We start from the raw sequence: 19,252 nt of genomic DNA on the forward strand, positions 1-19,252 counted from the left end.
ATTAATTTAAAAATTGATTAAAAAATTTTCTCATAGTATAATAGCAAAGTATTTAGCACAATATATGGTAGGTTGGAGGTATGTAGTATGCTACATGTTGTGAAAAGGGATGGTAGAAAAGTAGAGTTTGATTCTATTAAAATAACCAATGCTATTAAAGGCGCCACTGAAGAGATAGGATATGATCTAAAAGAAAGTGAGTTTATAGAACTAACTCAAAAAGTAATTAAAAAAATAGAAGAAATTAATGTAGAGCAACTTAATGTTGAACAAGTACAAAACATAGTTGAAAATACCCTTTTGGAAAATAACTATAGAGAAATAGGAGTTACATATTCAAATTATAGAAGAGAAAGAACTAAAATAAGAGAAATAAAATCAGATTTAATGAAAGCAATAGAAAAAATAGGTGTAGAAACAGATAGAGATAATGCTAATGTTGGAAACAACTTTAGTTCAAAACTACTAAGGATAGCAAGTGAATCAAATAAGTGGCATAACTTATCTGCTATGCCTAAATATTTAGCTAAAGCTCATGAAAATGGAGATATATATTATCACGATTTAGATAGTTACAATTTAACTACAAATTGTTTACATATACCTACCAGAGAAATACTTGAAAGAGGATTTAATACAGGATACGGTACTATAAGAAGACCAAGGAGAATAGAGTCTGCTGCAGAACTTTCATGTATTTTATTGCAATCAACTCAAAATGATATGTTCGGAGGACAATCACATCCGGATTTTGACAATGACATGGGAGTGTTTGTTGACCCAACTAGGAAGGAAATAATAAAAGAATTAACGGAACTAGGTATTGATGATGAAAAGATAAAGGAAGTTACAGAGAAGAAGCTCAGAAGATGTATAGAGCAGTCTATGCAGGGAATTGTGTATAATTTAAACACAATGCATAGCCGTGCCGGAAGTCAGGTACCATTTTCATCTATAAATCTTGGAATACCAGATTCAAAAGATGCAGCACTAATATGTGAAATATTTTTACTTGAGTACGAAAAAGGATTAGGTAATGAAGAACAACCTATATTCCCAAATATAATATTTAGAGTTAAAAAGGGAGTTAACAAAGAGGTTGGAGATCCATACTACTATCTATTTGAATTAGCTTGTAGAGTAGCAGCTAAGAGAATGAATCCAACATTTATGAATTTAGATGCTGATTTTAATAAGGTTTATTATGACAAAGGTGTAGTACCTGCTACAATGGGATGTAGAACTTATATATGTTCTAATGTAAATGGTGAACCTGGAACAAAAGGAAGAGGAAATATAGCTCCAACTACTATAAATTTACCTAGGATTGGTATTTTAGCGAAGAAAGATATAAATAAATTTTTTAAGCTTTTAGATAGCAAGTTAGAATTAGCTAAAGAATCGTTAATGCATAGATATGATGTATTAAAAAGATTAAGAGTGAAAGATTTGCCATTTGTAGCTGGACAAGGCCTTATGAAAGGGTCAGAGAATTTAAAAGCTGATGACTCAATAGAGCCAATTTTAATACAAGGAACTTGGGTTATAGGATTCATAGGATTAGCAGAGACTGTGACAGCATTGACAGGAAAGCACCACGGTGAAGATGAACAATCTAGAGAGCTTGGGCTTAAGATAGTCTCTCATATGAGACAGTATACAGATAGATTAGTTGAAGAGACTCACTTAAACTGGAGTTGTTATGCAACGCCAGCAGAAGGATTGAGCGGCAGATTTATTGTTCAAGATAAAAAAGTATTTGGTGAATTACCAGGAGTAACTGATAAGGATTATTATACAAATTCATATCACGTACCTGTAGGGCATGCTATATCAATAAAAGATAAGATAGATATAGAAGCACCATACCATAAGTTGTGTAATGGTGGACATATAAGTTATATAGAGTTAGATGACTACCCATCAGCAGAAACGATTATGGATATACTAAATTATGCATATAACAATACAAATATTAATTATATAGGTATTAACTTTCACATAAGATATTGTAGAGACTGCGGAACATATCTTCATGGAGAAGAAAAGTGTCCTAACTGTGAAAGTAACAATATACAAGGGATATCAAGAGTAACAGGATATCTTTCACTAGATGAACGATTTGGTTCAGGAAAAGTAGCGGAAAGATCAGATAGAATATCTCAGGGAAGTAGCAAACACGTATATACAATTTAAAAGTTGACATAAGTTATATATTTTAAAAGGCAGAGTAAATTCTCTGTCTTTTAAAGCTTAGGCATCTTCAAAAAAATAACTAGTCAGTATGCTAGTCTGTTTTGCGTCATACCTCGTCGGCAGAACCCTTAGATAGGGTTCACTATCTGCGGAACCTGTCTCCTTATCTGACACAAAATATCCGTCGCATCTTTGACTTGTTATTTTCTTTCAGATGCCTTAACAAAAATTATATATAGGAGGTGGCTTTTTATGAAAACTAATTTAGTAAGGTTGGCTGGAATAGCATATGAAAGTTTAGTTAATGGACCAGGATTAAGAAGAGTGTTTTTTGCCCAAGGGTGCAAGCATAATTGCAAAGGGTGCTTTAATCCAAGTACTCATGATCTTGAAGGTGGGGAACTTAAAAACATAGATGAACTTGTAGATGATATTAAAAGCAACCCCATGATAAAGGGAGTTACTTTTTCAGGGGGAGATCCCTTTGAGCAGGCAGAAGAATTTAGTATAATTGCCAAAAAGGTAAAAGATCTAGGACTTAATGTGTGGTGTTACACAGGATATACTTTTGAATATATTTTAGAATCTATGAACAATGGTAAAAACTGGAATAAACTTCTAAATAATGTAGATATCCTAGTTGATGGAAAGTTTGATGAGGACAAAAAAGATCTGAAGCTAAAATTTAGAGGTTCAAGTAATCAGCGAATCATTGATGTAAAAAGAAGCATTAATTTAAAGAAAGCTGTAATTTTAAACATCATAAGTTAGAGAGCAGCCAGTTTAAACTAGCTGCTTTAATACTATTTATAATTAAGTATCTTAACTTGTTTTTCTCCTTCTAAGAGCTCTTCTATAGATAGCTTATTGCTGCCTACTTTTTCACCATTTTTCATATAGGTTAAAAAGTTTTCCAAACCATCCAATTGAAAAGAAAGCATAGGGGTATTGTAATGCATAGGAATAATTAGTGGGCTATTTATACTATGAGCTAGTTTTGATGCTTCTTTTCCATCGATAGTGTAGTTTCCGCCTATAGGTATGAGCAATATATCTACCTTGCCTAGACTTTTTATTTCCTCTGCAGATAGTATATATCCTAAGTCTCCTAAGTGGCAAATTCTATAACCATCCATTTCTATAATAAAAATCATATTCTCTCCGCGCTTAGCACCCTGCATTTTGTCATGGTAAGATGGAATTCCTGCCACAGGTATATCGCAGAGATAGAAAAAACCTGCTTTGTCTGCAATGTGGCTAAATTTTACTTTTTCAGTGTAACTATGATCAAAATGATAATGGCTTATTGTAACTATATCTACTTCACCCTCAAAAACAGGATATCCCACACTTTCATCAAAGGGATCCATCAAAACTTTTCGTCCCTTTGAATCCTCTAGCAAAAAAGATGAATGTCCAAGCCAAGTTATTTCCATAAAAGCACCTCTTTCATTATTATTCATTTAATATTATATCCTTATTAGAATATATTAAAATATACAACTGTTGTTATTTAACTATAGAAAAATTTTTGTTATTATTTTTTTATAAGGCGGTGAGTATGATGGATATTTTAGTTTCTTTTATAGTTTGTTTTTTTATGTTAATTATAAGTGTATATAGAGGAATATTTGTAGGTTATCCTCTTGCGGTAGGATTAATAATATTTATATTTTGTGCTCTAAAAAGGGGATATAAACTAAAGGAAACCCTTCTAATGGCTTATAATGGCGGTAAAAAATCAGTTACGATATTACAAATTTTTGTTTTGATAGGAGCGATTACTGCTATTTGGATGGCATCAGGAGCCGTATCGGCTATTGTATTCTACGGAGTAGAATTTTTAAATCCTCACCTATTTATTCTATCGGCATTTTTAATAAGTTGTATCGTATCCTTTCTTATAGGAACTTCCTTTGGGACAGCAGGAACAGTTGGAATAGCGCTTATGGTTATAGCGAGAGGTGGTGGAGAAAATATCGGAGCTGCTGCTGGTGCAATAATTGCTGGGGCTTATTTTGGTGATAGATGTTCGCCTATGTCTTCAAGTGCTAATTTAGTAGCATTTTTAACGGATACAGATATATATGACAATATAAAAAATATGATTAAGACTAGCATAGTACCTTTCATTTTATCCATAATCTTATATACTATAGTATCTATGAAATTTCCTGTAAGTACAGGAGGAAGTGGAATAAACAATGAAATAATTAAGGTATTTAATATTAATATCTTTGTTCTTTTGCCTGCTTTTATAATTTTTATTTTATCTTTACTTAAGATAAATGTTAAGACTTCAATGTTTTTTAGCATAATATGTGCAGTATTTTTAAGTATGTTCATCCAGCATAATAGTTTTATTGAAAATATAAAGTATATCATTTGGGGATATAGCATAAAGCAAAATAGTAACTTAAGTGGCATAATCAAAGGTGGCGGAATTATTTCTATGCTTAAAACCTCTCTAGTTATTTTTATTTCCTCTGCATTTTCAGGAATATTTGAAGGAACGGGTATGCTGAGTAAAATTGAGAACTATACTAAAAAGTCTAAGTCTAGATTTGGTCTATTTAAGAATACCGTTATAACCAGTATATTTACATCTATTTTTGGATGTAGCCAAGCGTTATCGGTTATTTTAACTCATATGCTTAATAGCAAAGCTTATGAGAATAAAAAGTCAGGGAAAAGTTACATGGCTGTGGATTTAGAGAATTCAGCTATAGTAGTATCAGCAATTATTCCATGGAATATAGCTCTATTATTGCCTATGGTAAACTTAAATGCTGATAACAGTTGTATTCCATATTTATTTTACTTATATCTACTACCTCTGATTAACCTAGTAATCATAAAAATTAAAAATAAAGTTCTTGAGCAAGCTTAGTTTTCTGTAAATTTTTATGTAAATTACCCATATGTCTTATATGGTAAAAAATTGAAATGAAATTTAATTTAATATGAAAGTATATTTGATTTTTTGTATAAAATTTGGTTAATTTATATTATAATAGTATTTAGTGAATATTATATAATGATATTCAAATATATGGTAAATAATGATGATTTTTAGTAAATGTGGGGTGGTCACTTGAAAAGTAAAAGGAGATATGCTGTCTTAATCTCAATGTTATTACTTATATTTAGTTTTTTGATAAAAGCAAATGTTGTACATGCTGATGGTGTCTATGACGACAAAGGAACTAAAGCAAATATAGAACTAGATAAGTCATGGACAATAAGGTTTAATCAAAAACTAGATAAAAATACAATTGATAGCTCTCTTATAGTAGTAACGGATGAAAGTGGACAGCAGATACCAGTTGATCTGAAGCTGGGGAGTGATGAGAGTTCTATCATAGTATCACCTAAAGGTCAATACACCTATGGCAAAAACTATGATTTAGTTATTAAGGATGGTATAAAGGGTATAAATAAAGGTAATTTAGCAAAACCAGCTAAAATGAAATTTTCCACTAAGAGCAGTACGGCAAACAATGATCAAAAGCTTACCGTTTGCATTGATGCAGGACACGGTGGAAACGATTCAGGAAATGTAAGTTTGTCAGGAATAAAAGAAAAGGATGTAGACTTATCTGTAGCTCTAAAAGTAGGGAAGATTCTTCAGGATAATGGTGTAAATGTAATATATACAAGACAAAGTGACAGCATTACATGGAGCAAAGATAATGATTTAAAACCTCGTTTTGATATAGCTAACAATGCTAAAGCAGATTTCTTTGTAAGTATACATTGCAATTCATTTCCTAGCAACCCATCAGCAAATGGAGTAGAAACATATTATACTGATTCTGATGCTATAGGGCAGAAGTTGGCTCAAGCTATTCAAGATGGATTGGTAAAGAATACTGGACTTACTAATAGAGGAATAAAAGTTGGACTTGCACAACATGAAATATTAAGAGGAACTTCAGGGAATGCAGTAATGGTGCAGTTAGGATTTATGAGTAATCAACAAGAAGGAGACTTGCTTGGAACTTCAGATTTTCAAGATAAAAGTGCATCAGCTATAGCTAATGGAATAATTAAATCTCTTGATTTAAAGAAACAAGATAATGTGAAAATAAGTTCAATAGCAGATACTCCTGCTAGTGTAGCTGTTGGAAGTAGTTATACGCTTCCGTTGGCTGTAACTGCTACTATGAGCGATGGAAGTACTAAAAAGGTTAATGTAATATGGGATTCAAAAAATGTAGATACATCTCAAGAAGGTACATTTACATATAAAGGTACTGTAGCTGGATATAGTGGGAGCGTAAGTCTTATATTGACTGTTTTCTCAAAACCAGATACATCAAATAATAACGTAGTATGTATTGATCCGGGGCATGGAATAGGTAAAGATACAGGTGCAACAGGTATAGGCGGGTTACAAGAAGATGATGTTACATTATCTGTAGGCTTAAAAGTAGGAAAAATACTTGAAGATAGAGGTGTAAAGGTAGTATATACAAGAACAGAAGATCAAAGATCAGTACCTATGAGTGTTACAGAAAGTCTTCAAAAACGTTGTGATATATCTAATAATGCAAATGCAAAGTATTTCGTATCTATACATTGCAATTCCTTTGAAGTTGAGAGTGCAAATGGTACAGAAACTCTAAGAAATGAATCAAATTCAGAATCCGAAAGGTTAGCCACAGCTATACAAAAGAACATAATTAGTGGAGTAGGTACTTATAATAGAGGTCTTAAAGACGGAAACTGGCTTTATGTTGTAAACAATACAAATTCGCCAGCAGTACTTACAGAACTAGGATTTTTAACAAATCCTAATGATGCTGAAAAATTAGCAAGTGATTCTTACAGACAAAAGTATGCTGAGGCTATAGCTAATGGAATTTTAGAATGTTTAGGAAAATAGGCAAAATTCATATCAAATTTTTATATAAATAAATTGACAATGAAAAAACCTTATACTATAATAAAAACAAATTAAAAACATAATGTAAATTATAAGATTAAAAAATGTTGAGCAGGAAAAGTATTTAAATCTATGTTACTTACAGAGAGTGGAGAATGGTGAAAATCCACAGGAAAGATTTAAAGAAAATCACCTGGGAGTTAAGCAGCTGAATAAGATTAAATCTTTAGTAAGTTTCTTCGTAATTCTGCGTTAAAGAATAGAGTATGTCTGTGCTTGAATTATTGTTACCCATAGGTGGTATAGCGAATTTAACTTCGTCCTATTTTGGATGAAGTTTTTTTATTTATAAAATGGTTACTTTTAGTATAAAACTAGAAAATTAGTTAAAAATTACAATATGAATAGAAAGGGGCTTAGATTATGTACAAAAAAATTGATAACTCCAGAAGTTTCGTGCAAATGGAGAAAGATGTAATGAAACTATGGGAAGAAAGAGACGTAATAAAGAAAAGCTTTGATTCAAATAAGGATGGAGAATATTTTACTTTCTATGATGGACCACCTACAGCAAACGGAAAACCACATGTAGGACATATTCTTACAAGGGTTATGAAAGATATAATTCCAAGATATAAAGTTATGAGAGGATATAAAGTTTTAAGAAAAGCTGGATGGGATACACATGGATTACCAGTTGAATTAGAAATAGAAAAGAAACTTGGGATTTCAGGAAAACCTCAAATAGAGGAATATGGCGTGGAAAAATTCGTTAAAGAATGTAAAGAAAGCGTATTTACTTATGTAAGCAAATGGGAAGAGATGACAAAACAAATAGGTTTTTGGGTTGACATGGAAAATCCATATGTAACATATCATGATAACTATATTGAGTCAGTATGGTGGGCTTTAAAACAAATGTGGGATAAAGACTTACTTTATAAAGGACATAAGGTAATTCCTTACTGTTCAAGATGTGGAACAGCTTTATCATCACACGAAGTTGCTCAAGGATATAAAGATGTTAAAGAAGCTACAGCATTTGTTAAATTTAAGGTTAAAGGTGAAGAAAATAAATATATACTAGCGTGGACAACAACACCTTGGACATTGCCTTCAAACATGGCTTTAACTATAAATAAGGCTTATACCTATGTTGAAGTTTTAAATAACGGAGAAACTTACATTGTTGCAAAAGACTTAGCTTCAAAGGTTATAGAAGGAGATTACGAAATTGTAAAAGAATTTAAAGGTGAAGAATTATTAGGAACGGAATACGAGCAATTATTCAAGTTCGAAACTCCACAAGAAAAAGCTTTCTTTGTAATTCATGGTGATTTTGTAACTTTATCAGATGGTACAGGAATAGTTCACACTGCACCAGCTTATGGTGAAGATGACAACCTAGTATGTAAAAAGCATAATATACCATTAATAAATCTTGTTGATGCAGAAGGTAAATTTGTAGAGTCAGTAAAGCCTTGGGCTGGAATGTTTGTTAAAAAAGCAGATCCTAAGATCCTAGAATATATGAAAGAAAACAATATGCTTTATAAATCAGAGAAATTTACTCACTCATATCCACATTGTTGGAGATGTAATACTCCACTTCTGTACTATCCAAAGGATAGCTGGTTTGTAAGAATGACATCATTAAGAGATAAACTTCTTGAAAATAATAATAAAATTAATTGGTATCCAGATAACATAAGAACAGGAAGATTTGGTAAGTTCTTAGAAAATGTTATCGATTGGGGTATTTCAAGAGATAGATACTGGGGTACACCGCTTCCAATTTGGGAATGTGAATGTGGTCACAGAGAATGTATAGGAAGTAAAGAAGAGTTAAAAGAAAAATCTGTTGGTAATGTTGAAAATGTAGAACTTCATAAGCCATTTATAGATAATGTTAAGCTAAAATGTCCACATTGCGGAAAAGAAATGACTAGAACTGCAGAAGTTATAGATTGCTGGTTTGACTCAGGTTCAATGCCTTTTGCACAACATCACTATCCATTTGAAAATAAAGAAGTATTTGAAAAGAACTTCCCAGGTCAATTTATATCAGAAGCGGTTGACCAAACAAGAGGTTGGTTCTATACATTACTTGCTGTATCAACAGCTATATTTGATACAAATCCATTTGAAAACTGTATTGTATTAGGACACGTTTTAGATAAACATGGATTAAAGATGTCAAAGTCAAAAGGAAATGTTGTTGACCCATTTGAAGTTTTAGAAGCTCAAGGAGCAGATGCTACAAGATGGCATTTCTATACTGCAAGTGCACCTTGGTTACCAACAAGATTCTCAGTTGATGATGTTGGAGAAACTCAAAGAAAGTTCCTAGGAACACTATGGAATGTATACTCATTCTATGTTTTATATGCAAAGTTAGATAACTTTAATCCATTAGATTACAATGATTTTGTAAGTGGAAATGTAATGGATAAATGGATTATGTCAAGATTGAATTCTTTAATTAAAGAAACAGAAAACTATCTAGATGGATATAAGATAACAGAAGCTGCTAAGAATATAGCAGAGTTTGTAGATGAATTATCTAACTGGTATGTAAGAAGAAATAGAGCTAGATTCTGGAGTGAGGAATTAACAGATGATAAGGTAGGTGCATATGTAACTTTATATAGAGTGTTAAATACCTTAAGTTTAATAGCAGCTCCATTTGTACCATTTATGACAGAAGAAATTTATCAAAACCTAGTTGTAGGTCTTGATTCATCAGCTCCAGAAAGTCTTCATTTATGTAACTGGCCACAATACAATGAAGCTTTAGTTGATAAAGATTTAGAAGAAGACATGGAAGATGCTTATAGAATAGTTAAACTAGGAAGAAGTGCAAGAAACTCAGCTAACATAAAGAACAGACAGCCACTTTCAGAAATGCTTGTAAGTACTAAGTCACTTCCAGAATACTATGGAGATATAATAAAGGAAGAGCTTAATATAAAAGATGTTAAGTTTGGAGCGGATCTTTCAAAGTATGTTAATTTTGACATAAAACCAAATTTACCTGTGCTTGGTAAAACATATGGTAAGCTAATACCAGCTATAAGAAAAGAAATTTCATCAATGAATCAAATGGATTTAGCTCAAAGAATACTAGCTGGAGAAATTGTTTATATAACAATAGATGAAGAGGACATTGAGTTAACAAGTGAAAGCTTACTAGTAACAATGCAAGGATTAGAAGGATTTGCATTTGCAGGTGAAGGTGAAGTTGGTGTAGTATTAGATACTCATATTACAGAAGAATTAAAAGAAGAAGGAAATCTTAGAGAAATATTAAGCAAAGTACAAAATATGAGAAAAGAAAGTGGATTTGAAGTTGCTGATAAGATAAAACTATACGTTTCAGGAAATAAATCTCTTGAAGAAGTAGTTAAAAAGCATGAGGAAGAAATTAAAAAGGATACTCTTGCAGCGAAAGTTATTTATAATGCAGATGTAGAGTATAATAAATGCAAGATAAACGGAGAAGACTTTAATATATCAGTAGAAGTAGTTAAGTAATAATCCCCAAAAATGTGTATAAGATAATAGTATCTTATACACATTTTTAATATAAGACATCTTCAAAAAATAGCAAGTTAGTATGTTAAGTACATCTGATTTGTGATTTTTTAGGTGATTAAGCTATAATTAACACAAACTAACTTGTAATAAAAACGTTTTATAAGTATAATATTTAAAAGAAAATATATCGGGAGTTGATAAAATGGCAGCATCAATTAAGGATGTAGCAAAAGAAGCAGGCGTATCAATCGCTACAGTCTCAAGAGTACTAAATGATGTAGATGTGGTAAATGAAGAAACTAAAAAAAAGGTTTTAGAAGCTATAAATAAGTTAGGGTATAGACCAAATATAGTAGCTAGGAGTCTAAAGACTCAGAAAACAAGAACAATAGGTATAATAATACCAGATATATCAAGTCAGTTTTACCCTGAAATAGTGAGAGGGGCAGAAGATGTAGCTAATATATATAACTATAATATAATGCTATGTAATACAGATTTAGATCCAGAAAAAGAAATAGAGTATCTAAGAGTTTTAAAAGAAAAGATGGTAGATGGAGTTCTATATATGAGTACTTCCCTTGAACCGAATATTTTAGAACTTATAAACCAACTAGAACTTCCAATGGTTTTAGTTGAAACTACAAGTAGAGAAGGGGATATTCCAAGTGTAACTATAGATAATGAAAAAGCTGCTTTTGATGGCGTAGATTATCTAATTAGAAAGGGCAACAAAAGGATAGCTTATATAGGAACTCATGAAGATGCAGAGCATGCTAGTGCCTTAAGGTACATAGGATACAAGAAAGCTTTAGAGCAAAATAATATTGAATTGAATGAGAAAATTGTATATTTTGGAGGATTAAAGGCACAAGATGGATATGAAGGTATGAATAACATCCTTCAAAACGAAAGTTTAGATGCTGTATTTTGTGCTAGTGATGAGATCGCAATGGGAGCAATAAATGCATTGAGAGATAAAGATGTAAAAGTTCCTGAAGAAGTAGATGTTATAGGTTTTGATAATATTTACTCAGCTTCTGTTTTCTATCCAAAACTTACAACGATAGCTCAACCTATGTATGATATGGGTTCAGTAGGTATGAGAATGCTTATAAAAATTATAAATAAGCAGGAGCTAGAACTTAAAAATTATGTTTTAGATCATGAATTAGTAGAAAGAAACTCATGTAAAAAATAACAAAATATTTTATTTGAGAAGTATGATTTAACCGTAAGATTATTTGTGAAAATAATCTTACGGTTAATAATTGAGTAAACCTATAAGCAATTTGGAAAGTTATTGGTGTTTAATATAGATTTTAATATGCTAAAGTTAGGCACACTCAAACAAATGACAAGCCAGTATGACAGTATATTTTCATGTGTCTTAAGAAGGGAAGTTATATATGATAGAAAGTTTAATAAATGTAGTTATTTTAGTTCTAGATAAGTTAGGGTATTGGGGGATATTTTGGGGAATGGCATTAGAAAGTGCATGTATTCCAATACCAAGCGAAGCCATCCTTCCTTTTGGGGGTTATCTAAGTTATACCGGAAGACTAAATTTATTCTGGATGATAATGATGGGAACTTTAGGAGGTACTGTAGGATCAATTGGAGCATACTACTTAGGAAAATACGGTGGAAGGCCATTAGTTGAAAAATACGCAGATAAATTAAGGCTATCTAAATCTAAAATAGAGAAAAGTGACGAATATTTCAACAAATATGGTGAAAAAATTGTTTTTTATTCTAGATTACTACCTATAATAAGAACTTTTATATCTTTACCAGCAGGTATAAGCAAGATGGACTTTAAGAAGTTTACTATATACACATTTTTAGGATCATTAATATGGAGTATAATTCTTGGATATGCTGGATATAAAATGGGAGAGAATTGGGTTGCAATACGTCCATGGTTCCATATTGCAGACATAGTTGTAGCAATTGCTATAGTTGGATACATAATATATATAGGTATAGGAAAATTTAAAAATGTTACTGAATAAAAAGAGCTCAATGAACTTTTATAGTTCATTGAGCTCTTTCTTTAGAAATAAGTCTAAAAAAGCTGTCAGTTATATTTGAAATATGTTTAACGAAAATTTTGAATAACATCACTATAAATGGTATAATTTTACAAGAAAGCAAATATACTTATAGGTTAATATTATGGGAGGGAAAATAATGGACTACAAAGACAAAGTAATACAGTTATTTTCTTATCTATTAAATGTAAAGAATTTAAATGAGAAAATAATAAGGACTGTTTGGGACTATGAAAAGATATACTGGGAAGAAGATCTTTGCAAAACTATTGGATGCAACATAAATAAAAGTAATGACAAAGACTGGTGGCTTGAAATAAGTAAAAAGTGTAAAAGCATATATGAACAATTTTTTAAACTTTTTCTGGAGTTTCAGAAAAAAGGAGAAAGTGTAGAGATTGTATGGGGACATGGACTCGTAGCTTGGAATTTTAACAATGAGAAAATAATGCATCCTGTCCTAACAACAAGAATGAAACTAGATTTTAATGCTAACAGTAATATATTTAGTTTAATTCCAGATAATAAAACAATTATGGAAGCTAATATATTCGATGGAATGGATATACCTAATTCATACAGCATACTTGACATAGAAAGAAAATTAAAAGATATAAATTTTGATCCACGAAATATGAATGAAATAGAAGACATATTGACAGAAATAGTATCATACTTAAGTCCTAATGGGAGATTTGAAAAGCTAAGAGTTCCAATAGATAAAATAGCTTTGTCAAGTGATCCTGTAATTTATAATATACCTGTAATTCTAATTAGAAAAAACAATATGAGATTATGGCAGCTGGAACTCAATAATATTATAAATGAGGTGAATAATGGACAACCAATACCTAAAACTATTAAGTCGCTAGTCAATGATGAGAAAATAGAACAAAGTAAAGAAGATTTAAAGGAGTGGAGTGAAGTACATAAAGATGTGTTATTTCCATTGTCATCTAATTCGGAGCAAAGGGAGGTAGTGGAAAGAATATGTGAAAATTATGGAGTAGTAGTACAAGGTCCTCCAGGAACAGGGAAAAGTCATACAATAGCAAACCTAATATGCCATTTATTAGCTCATGGGAAGAGAGTGCTCGTAACTAGCCAAACGGATAGAGCACTAAAGGTTCTAGCAGATAAGATACCTGAACAGGTTCAGCCACTATGCATGAGTGTTTTAGGGAATGATATTGCTTCATTAAAAAAGCTTAATGAGGCGGTAAAAAAAATATCTGACAATCTTTCTGTAAATCCTAAAAATTTATATGAAGAAATCCAAGACTTAAAGTTAGAATTAGACAAATGTAAAAAAAACCAAGAACTTCTGTATAACCAATTTAAGGAAATTCAGCATATAGAAAATGAAGTTATAAATTATAACAATGAAAAATATAAGATTATAGATATTGCAGCTTGGGTTAAAAGAAACAAAGAAAAATGCTCTTGGATAGAAGATAAAGTTAGCTTTGAGAAAAAAATGCCTATATCAGAATTAGAGTTTGAAAGACTGACTTTTTTATTAAGCAGAATTAGTAAAGATGAAAAAAATAACTTTGATACATTAAAGGTTATGGTAGATAAGTTGCCTAAAAGTAAAGAAATATGCCAAAAAATAATTAGGTTTAAAGAAATAAGTAATGAATATGAGAACTGTATAAAATATATAAAGAATTGGCGTATACCTGATAAAGACAGATGTAACTATGACAGATTGTTACAATTATTAGTACAATGTAAAAATTCAATATGCGAGCTAGAAAATAGCATATTTAGCAATATATTTGCAAAATATTATGAAAGTAAAATAGTGCATGATTCTATGATTGATTTATGGCATAAATCTAATGATTATATGTTAGTGTTGGGGAAAATAAGAAATGAATTAAGGAATCATAGTGTGGAATTACCTGATAAGGTTGATATAGATAAACTTAATAAGGATTTTGATATTCTATATGAAAATATAAATTCAAAGAAAAAAATAGGTAAGTTTTTTAGAATTATTCATCCCGAATTTAATTATATAATTAATGAATGTATAATAGATTACAAACCGCTAGAGACTTTAGATCAAGCTTTTATATTAAAACTGTATATTCAAGAAAAGCTTATAGTTAGAGATCTAACAACGCTTTGGAATAATACGATTAAGGAATATGAAAGTGAAATATCAGAAGCTTATAAGAACAATCTTCAAATGATTAAAATAGAACAGCATATAAAACACTTGGATAGTATTGTTCAGTGGGATAAAAATTATAAAAAAGAAGTAATAGCAGCATTAGGTAAAATATCTATATCAATAAATATAGATTGGTATAAAAAAGAAACTTATGACTACTTAATCGAAGGTGTTAAATGTATAAAGAAAATAGATGAGTATAACAATCTAAAAGCATATATTGATGTTTTGAAAAAGCTTATTTTGGCTACAGGAAAGTTAGAACAATTATACGATGCTGTTGGAGAGATGAATTTAGTTAAGATTAATGATGCGCTAAAGGAAATCGATAATTTTAAAATTATAAAAAGCAAGTTCATAGAGCTTGATAATCTTATAGGAAAATTAGAAGAAGCCTGTCCGAATACAGCCCAAAAGATACTTAACCAGTGGGAAAATGCTGGATCGCTCTTTAAAAATTGGTCTAGCGCATGGAAATGGGCGGAGTGGAGATCTTTATTAAAGGATGTTCATAAGTTAAATATTGACTCTATTGAAGAAGCTATATCTGAGGAAAAAAGAAGAGAAAAAATGTTGATAAAAGAACTAGTAGCAAAAAAAACTTGGTATAACCAAATATTAAAAACTACAGAAAGTGAAAAGAGAAGTCTATTTGCATGGATGCAAGCGGTAAAGAGGATTGGCAAAGGTACTGGAAAAATGGCTTCAAACTATAGAAGAATAGCTCAGGATGAGATGGAGAAGTGTAAAAGAATAATTCCAGTATGGATTATGCCTTTAAATAGAGTAATTGAAAATATAAAACTATCAAGAGACTTATTTGATGTAATTATATTTGATGAAAGCAGTCAAAGTGATATATTTTCAATATGTGCATTAATGAGGGCAAAGAAAGCTATTATAGTAGGAGATGATAAGCAGATAAGCCCGGAAGTCATAGGAATAGATCAAGGGTTTATACAGGGGCTAATTAACAAACATTTAAGGGATATACCTCAAAACGAATGGTTTGACCTTCAGACTAGCCTTTACGATACTGCACTAAGAGTTTTTCCTAATAGATTAATGCTTAGAGAACACTTTAGATGTGTACCAGAAATAATTAAGTTTAGCAATGATAACTGCTATGCTGGAGATATAAAGCCTTTAAGATATCTTAAATCCTATGAGGCTTTCTATCCTCCTGTAGTACCAGTAAAGATTGACAACGGGTACAGAGAGCAAAGCAAGCCAATTAATATTCCAGAGGCAGAGTTTATAGCAAATAAAGTAGCGGAATGCTGCAGAGATAGGCGATATACAGGAATGACAATGGGGGCTATATCTCTTCTTGGAGAATCTCAAGGTGAACTGATTGAAAGTATGATAAGAGAAAAAATAGGTGAAGAAGAGATGATAAAAAGAAAACTTATATGCGGAGATGCCTATTCCTTCCAAGGGGATGAAAGAGACATAATGTTTTTATCAATGGTTATTTCAAATAATGTAAAATTTACGTCTTTGACCAAAGAGTCAGATATTAGAAGGTTTAATGTAGCAGCGAGCAGGGCTAGAAATCAGATGTGGCTAATTTATTCAATAGATTTAGAGGAGCTTAATACAGAATGTATTAGATATTCTCTTCTAAATTATTGTTTAAACTATGATAAAGTTAATTGTCATAATACAAATATTAATTACGCTTTTCAAACGAGATTTCAAAAAGACGTATATAATATGATTAGTGATAAAGGAATTGAATTAGCCTCTCAAGTTAAAATAGGAAGATATAAAATAGACTTTGTGGTAGAAGGCTCAACAAATAAAATAGCAATCATATGTGAGGGAGGGATGCTTAACGAAAGTTACGACTGGGAAGAGAGATTAGAAGCACAGATGGAATTAGAAAGAATAGGGTGGACATTCTTAAGAATAAGACCAAGTGAGTTTTACTATAATCCTGAAAAGACTATGGATAAGTTATGGCAAAAGTTAAAGAATAACGATATGGAACAATACAAAAATAAAAATTTAATAGCAGAACAATTAAAAGTCGTATAAATTGTATTTAAAATAATGATTATTACATTTATAATTAAAAGTAGACGGAATATACTGCTGAATATATTAATTTATGATATTGCTTTTTATGCAGACATGCTTCTGTATAAAAAGCAATATGTGATTTCAATGTATTTTATTATTTTATATAAGGGTGATTGGATATGTTAAAGTCTATAAATAGTAATATTCCCATAGAATTCGTATCGAAAATATCTAAAAAAGAAGCAAATAGTAAGAAACCCATATATCAAATACATAAGTGGTTTGGCAGAAAAACAGATGCTATATTTCGAAGCATTCTTTTATCATTGGAACTAGATAAAGAGAAAGTGAGCGATTTTCACAATATATACTATAGGAATAATCCAAAGCTACTAGAAGGCAAGGTAATACTGGATCCATTTATGGGGGGAGGAGTTACACTAGTAAATACTCTTAGACTTGGTGGGAAAGCCATAGGCATAGATATCAATCCAGTTGCTTGGTTTATAACAAAAAATGAACTTCAAATACCAGAACTAGATAAAGACAATTGGCAGCAAGAAATGATAAAGAAGCTGCAGCTTGAATTTACTAGGATAGAAAATAATATAGGTAATGAAATAAAAGAGGAATACACCACTGAAATATATGATTACAATGAAAATACAAATCGAAAAGTTGATATAATGTATGTACTTTGGGTAAAGAAAGCTAAGTGCCCTAACTGTGGCAGATACATTAAGTTGTTTCCATCCTATTCTATTACGAAGCTAATTAAAAAAAATTTTGATAACTATAATATATGTCCTAAGTGCGGAAAAATAGTAAGAGGAAATGAAAAGATTCTAATATGTAAAGACTGTAGCTATAAATTTGATAAGGATACAGGCGTTTATAAAGGTAGAAACTTTATATGTGATAATTGTGGTGGAAAGTGGAACTTGATGAAAGATATAATGAAAAAAAGAAAAGACCCACTTTCAGCGGAGATCTACGCAATTCAATACTATGATCCTAAAACAGGAGAGAAAGGTTTTAAAATACCTGATAAAAACGATTTCGATAAATATAGGGATATTAAAACGAAATATCAAAGTTTAAGTCATAGGATAGGTAAATTTATTCCTGATGTTCAAATACCAGATGGATATAATACGAAGCAAATTAGAAATCATAATTATAATTACTGGAATCAGATGTTTAACTATAGGCAACTCTATTACTTATCTAGGCTTATAGAAGAAATAGATAAAATTGAAGATGAAAAAATTAAGGAGTTACTTTTATGCGTATTTTCAAACACTATAAATGCCAATAACATGTTTTGTATATATAATTCACAATGCGGGAAGGTAGAACCATTATTTGGTGATCATCACATGGCTCCGGTAATGAATCCCGTAGAAAATAATATATGGGGTACAAAACTTGGAAGAGGAAGTTTTGTGAAATATTTCAAGTCTTTTATTCAAAGTAAAGAGTTCAATTATTGCCCTTACGAAAGAAAAAGTATAGGTGGAAAGAATAAGAATGTAATATTAGAAGATGAAAAATTTTATTCGGAATTTACTGATAATTTCCAAGAGTTGATAAGTTCTGATAAAAATACTATGTTAGAGTGCGGCAGTGCAGATGATTTATCTTTTTTACCAGATAAATCTATAGATGCTGTAGTTACAGATCCACCATACTATTCAGCTATAAACTATAGTGAAATAAGTGAGTTTTTTTATGTTTGGGATAGAATGATACTAAAGAACAAATATAATTTTTTTGGTCAGGAGCATATACTGTTTAATAGTGAAGTTACTGTAAATAATGTAAGAGGGATAACTATGCAGCAATTTCAATTCAAATTAACTAAATGCTTTAAGGAAACCAGAAGAGTACTAAAAGATGAATCTCCATTAATACTTACTTACAATAATAGTACCGTAGAAGGATGGCAAGTATTAATGGAAGCTCTAATTGAATCAGGTTTTTCAGTTGAAAAAACCTACCCAATCCATACAGAGCTGCGAGCAGGGCTTATAGATAATAGAAGGGATAAAATGAATTATGACCTAGTTATAGTTGCAAGGGTCAAAAGCAATCTTAGTTTAGAAAGTATAAGTATAGATGAGTTTATGGAAGTAGTGGAATTAGAATTTAAGAGAACTTACTTAGAACTAAATGATGGGAATCTAGGCCTATTAGATAAGACTTTAATTAAAGTGGGAAAAATTTTTGAGCTTTATTCAAAATATCATGCTAATATATATATGGGCAATAAAAAAATAAACATCAAACATATATTAAGACACATTTATCATAATGAAAAACTCGAAATAGAAATTAATTCAGGTGCTCAGCTACCTTAGTTACAGGATA

Annotated in this window: 10 protein-coding genes and 1 other annotated feature; of the genes, 9 read left to right on the forward strand and 1 reads right to left on the reverse strand. The window is 30.8% G+C overall.

The features are described 5' to 3' along the window. Positions 1-87 precede the first annotated feature (87 nt). Together nrdD and nrdG are read left to right on the forward strand one after the other, a co-directional pair. Positions 88-2,196 carry an anaerobic ribonucleoside-triphosphate reductase gene (nrdD, locus tag ACZ5N4_RS27295; RefSeq protein WP_464205959.1) on the forward strand — a complete coding sequence of 703 codons (2,109 nt, stop codon included), beginning with the start codon at positions 88-90 and terminating at the stop codon, positions 2,194-2,196. Positions 2,197-2,448: 252 nt separating this feature from the next. Further along, positions 2,449-2,967, forward strand: coding sequence for an anaerobic ribonucleoside-triphosphate reductase activating protein (nrdG, locus tag ACZ5N4_RS27300; RefSeq protein WP_464205961.1), 519 nt, complete (start codon positions 2,449-2,451; stop codon positions 2,965-2,967). A 32-nt stretch (positions 2,968-2,999) separates the two neighbouring features. On the opposite strand, the gene ACZ5N4_RS27305 is transcribed toward nrdG, so the two are convergent. After that, positions 3,000-3,632, reverse strand: coding sequence for an MBL fold metallo-hydrolase (locus ACZ5N4_RS27305; protein ID WP_464211074.1), 633 nt, complete (start codon positions 3,630-3,632; stop codon positions 3,000-3,002). Between the two features lie 125 nt (positions 3,633-3,757). Between ACZ5N4_RS27305 and ACZ5N4_RS27310 the strand changes: the two genes are divergently transcribed. The 7 genes from ACZ5N4_RS27310 to ACZ5N4_RS27340 all read left to right on the forward strand — a co-directional run bounded on the left by ACZ5N4_RS27310 (position 3,758) and on the right by ACZ5N4_RS27340 (position 19,242). Continuing rightward, positions 3,758-5,086, forward strand: coding sequence for a Na+/H+ antiporter NhaC family protein (locus ACZ5N4_RS27310; protein WP_464205963.1), 1,329 nt, complete (start codon positions 3,758-3,760; stop codon positions 5,084-5,086). A gap of 204 nt (positions 5,087-5,290) precedes the next feature. Further along, positions 5,291-7,084: an N-acetylmuramoyl-L-alanine amidase gene (locus ACZ5N4_RS27315; protein ID WP_464205965.1), complete on the forward strand. Its 1,794-nt coding sequence runs from the start codon at positions 5,291-5,293 to the stop codon at positions 7,082-7,084. A gap of 98 nt (positions 7,085-7,182) precedes the next feature. Then, positions 7,183-7,412 (forward strand) — a binding site (T-box leader). A gap of 95 nt (positions 7,413-7,507) precedes the next feature. Continuing rightward, positions 7,508-10,618: an isoleucine--tRNA ligase gene (gene ileS / locus ACZ5N4_RS27320; RefSeq protein ID WP_464205967.1), complete on the forward strand. Its 3,111-nt coding sequence runs from the start codon at positions 7,508-7,510 to the stop codon at positions 10,616-10,618. Between the two features lie 205 nt (positions 10,619-10,823). Beyond that, positions 10,824-11,822, forward strand: coding sequence for a LacI family DNA-binding transcriptional regulator (locus ACZ5N4_RS27325; protein WP_464205969.1), 999 nt, complete (start codon positions 10,824-10,826; stop codon positions 11,820-11,822). Between the two features lie 208 nt (positions 11,823-12,030). Further along, complete coding sequence (locus tag ACZ5N4_RS27330) at positions 12,031-12,636, forward strand: DedA family protein (RefSeq protein ID WP_464205970.1); 606 nt, start codon at positions 12,031-12,033, stop codon at positions 12,634-12,636. Between the two features lie 178 nt (positions 12,637-12,814). Continuing rightward, positions 12,815-16,897 carry an AAA domain-containing protein gene (locus ACZ5N4_RS27335; RefSeq protein ID WP_464205972.1) on the forward strand — a complete coding sequence of 1,361 codons (4,083 nt, stop codon included), beginning with the start codon at positions 12,815-12,817 and terminating at the stop codon, positions 16,895-16,897. A gap of 164 nt (positions 16,898-17,061) precedes the next feature. Continuing rightward, positions 17,062-19,242 (forward strand): hypothetical protein, encoded by a 2,181-nt coding sequence (locus tag ACZ5N4_RS27340; RefSeq protein WP_464205974.1) that lies wholly within the window; start codon positions 17,062-17,064, stop codon positions 19,240-19,242. Positions 19,243-19,252: the final 10 nt, after the last annotated feature.

The organism is Clostridium nitrophenolicum, from assembly GCF_055391695.1.